This window comes from Streptomyces sp. WELS2, assembly GCF_013870595.1.
Classification (GTDB): Bacteria; Actinomycetota; Actinomycetes; order Streptomycetales; family Streptomycetaceae; genus Streptomyces.
In genome coordinates this window covers 1-2,975 of the sequence record NZ_JACBWZ010000751.1, presented here as the reverse complement: position 1 = coordinate 2,975, position 2,975 = coordinate 1, and the positions used below count along the sequence as shown (strand labels likewise).

Here is a 2,975-nt window from a genome sequence, read left to right as displayed (position 1 = left end):
GCCCGTACTGGGCGATCGACGCGGGGCCGGTGCGGATCGTCGGCATCGACACCGGCCTGCTGGGCACGGTCGACGCCGAACAGGGCGCCTGGCTGCGGGAGATATCGCGGGGGCCCAGGCCGAAGATCCTCGTCACCGGCTCGCCGCTGTACGTCGACGGCGAGCACCACCCGTGCCCCATCGAGGGCGGCGGCACGGTGGACGACATCGTCCGGGCCCCGGAGCACCACTACGTGGCCGTGATCGGCGGCGACATCCACAACTACCAGCGCTACCCGGTGACGGTGGACGGCCGCACGATCCAGTACGTCGTGGCGGGCGGCGGCGGGGCGTTCACGCACGCCACGCACACCATCCCGCGGGTGTCGGTCGGCGGCGTCACCGAACGCGAGTTCCGCTGCTACCCGCTGCGCGGCGACTCGCTCGCCTTCTACAGCCGCCTGTACGGCCGCCGGCTGCGGCTGCGCCGCCTCTTCCGGCTGACCGAGGCGGAGGCGGCGGCCGTCGTCGCCGAACGGCTCGGCATCGAACCGGCCCGCGTCCCGGGTCCGGACGCCCGGGTCACCCGCCGTACCCGGCTCGTCGCGGGCCTGCTGGGTACCGGTCGCCGCCCCGACCGGCCGGCCCGGTTCCGGCTGCCGGTGCGCAAGATCTACACCCAGTTGTTCTCGCCGTCCTCCGTCACCTACAGCCCGCCGTTCTTCAAGTGCTTCCTGCGCCTGGACGTCACCGCGGACGCCGTGCGGCTGCGCTGCTTCGCCGCGACGGGCAATCTCGCGCAGGAACTCGATCCGCCCGTCGAGGACGAGGTGGTGATCCCGCTGCCGGCCGCCCGGGCGGATTGATCACACGGTTGTCACACTCGCCTGCCAGAATCGAGGCGGAGCCGACACACGACCGCTGGAGGACCCGTGCCGTCCACCTCTCGCCCGCTGCGCAAGCTGGGCTTTTTGACCATCGGCCTGTTCGACGCGGCGGATCCCGGGCGGGGCCACGAGTCCACACTGCGCATCATCGAGCTGGGCGAGCGGCTCGGCTTCGACAGCGCCTGGGTCCGCCACCGCCATCTGCAGTACGGCATCTCCTCCCCGGTCGCGGTCCTGGCCGCCGCCTCGCAGCGCACCCGGCGGATCCAGCTGGGCACCGCGGTGACGCCGCTCGGCTGGGAGAACCCGCTGCGGCTCGCCGAGGACCTGGCGACGGTGGACGTGCTGTCCGGCGGCCGGCTGAACCCGGGCGTCAGCGTGGGCCCGCCGACGCACTACGAGCAGGTCAAGGGCGCCCTCTACCCGGACACCGCGGACGCGGAGGACTTCGGTTTCGAGCGGGTGCGGCGGCTGCTGGACCTGGTGCGCGGCAAGCCCGTCACCGACTTCAGCGGGGTGGAGGGGTTCGAGGTCTTCTCCGACATCGTCCAGCCGCACTCCCCCGGGCTCGGGCGGCGGATGTGGTACGGCGGCGGCAGCCTGCGCTCGGCGCGCCGGGCGGGCGAGCACGGCATGAACTTCCTGACCAGCAGCGTGGTGAAGGTGGAGGACACCGAGGACACCGAGGACACCGAGGGCGCCGGCGGGCCGCCCGACTTCGCCGCGATCCAGGCGGCCCTCATCCGGGAGTTCCGGGCCCACCATCCCGACGGGGAGGCGGCCCGGGTCTCCCACGGGCTGGTGGTGATCCCGACCGACTCCGCGAGCCCGGCACAGCGCGCCAAGTACGCGGAGTACGCGGCCCGGCGGCTGCCCCGCACGGCCTCCCCGCAGGGCCCGGCACGGCATCTGTTCGCACCGGACCTGGTCGGCACCTCGGCGGAGCTGGCCGAGCGGCTGCACGCGCACGCCGCGTTCCGCGAGGTCGACGAGGTGGCGTTCGCCCTGCCGTTCACCTTCGAGTACGAGGACTACGTACAGATCCTGACGGACATGGCGACGAAGCTCGGACCGGCCCTGGGGTGGCGGCCCGCCGGATGATCCGGACCCGGTGTGCCGGGTTCGCCTCTATGGTCGCGACGATATCCGTCCACGCCCCCGAAAGGCTCGCATGCGCACCGCACTCCGTACCGCCGTGACCGGCGTCGTCACCGTCGCCGCCCTCATGACCTGCGGCTTCGCCGGGGCCACCCCGCCGGGGCCCGGCATCACGTCCCGGATCCTCGCCCAGAACACCGTCGACGGCACCGACTACATCCTGCGGGAGGTCACCCTCCCGCCCGGTCAGACCACCGGCTGGCACTACCACGACGGCCCGCTGTACGGCGTGGTGCGGCAGGGCACCCTCAGCCACTTCGACTCCACGTGCCGATCGGACGGCGTGTACGGCACCGGCGGGACGATCCGGGAACCGGCCGGCCCCGGCTACGTCCACATAGGCCGCAATCTGGGCGACACCCCGCTGGTCCTGGACGTGCTGTACGTGCTCCCGCACGGCTCCCCGTTCTCCGAGGACGCCCCGAACCCGGGCTGCCCGTTCCAGTGAACCCGCTCAACGCTTACGGGCGCGGAGGACGGCGAGGGCCCGGTCGGCGTGGGTGTTCATGCGCAGCTCGCTGCGGACGGCCTCCAGGACGGTACGGTCCTCGGCGATCACGTAGGTGACGCGCTTGGTCGGGGCCAGGGAGAAACCGCGCCGGACGCCGAACCGCTCACGGACCGTGCCGTCGGCGTCGGAGAGCAGCGACATGCCGAGCCGGTGCCGGTCGGTGAACTCCCGCTGCTTGCCGACGGGGTCCCCGCTGATGCCGACGGGGCGGGCGCCGACGGCCGCGAACTCGGCTGCCAGGTCCCGGAAGTGGCACGCCTCGGCGGTGCAGCCGGGGGTGAGGGCGGCGGGGTAGAAGAAGAGCACGACGGGCCCGCCGGCCAGCAGTTCGGTGAGTCGGCGGGTGGTCCCGGTCTCGTCGGGCAGGGCGAAGTCCTCCACCGTGTCCCCGACCGCGAGGGGCCTGGTCACGACCGCCCCTCTCGGTCGCGGGCCACGCC

General features: G+C 73.1%; 3 protein-coding genes and 1 pseudogene. 3 read left to right on the top strand and 1 reads right to left on the bottom strand.

Annotated features, from left to right (window positions below; all coding sequences use genetic code 11):
* From H5J33_RS29255 to H5J33_RS29245, 3 genes and pseudogenes are all read left to right on the top strand, one after another.
* Window positions 1–845: pseudogene (locus H5J33_RS29255) on the top strand (metallophosphoesterase); the annotation flags it as partial.
* Window positions 846–911: 66 nt separating this feature from the next.
* The gene (locus tag H5J33_RS29250) at window positions 912–1,967 is read left to right on the top strand and encodes an LLM class flavin-dependent oxidoreductase (protein WP_181797822.1); all 1,056 of its coding nucleotides are present in this window, start codon (window positions 912–914) and stop codon (window positions 1,965–1,967) included.
* Window positions 1,968–2,037: 70 nt separating this feature from the next.
* Entirely contained in the window at window positions 2,038–2,472 is a 435-nt protein-coding gene (locus H5J33_RS29245; RefSeq protein WP_181797821.1) for a cupin domain-containing protein, read from the top strand.
* Window positions 2,473–2,478: 6 nt separating this feature from the next.
* On the opposite strand, the gene H5J33_RS29240 is transcribed toward H5J33_RS29245, so the two are convergent.
* Entirely contained in the window at window positions 2,479–2,946 is a 468-nt protein-coding gene (locus H5J33_RS29240) for a peroxiredoxin (protein WP_181797820.1), read from the bottom strand.
* Between the last annotated feature and the right edge of the window lie 29 nt (window positions 2,947–2,975).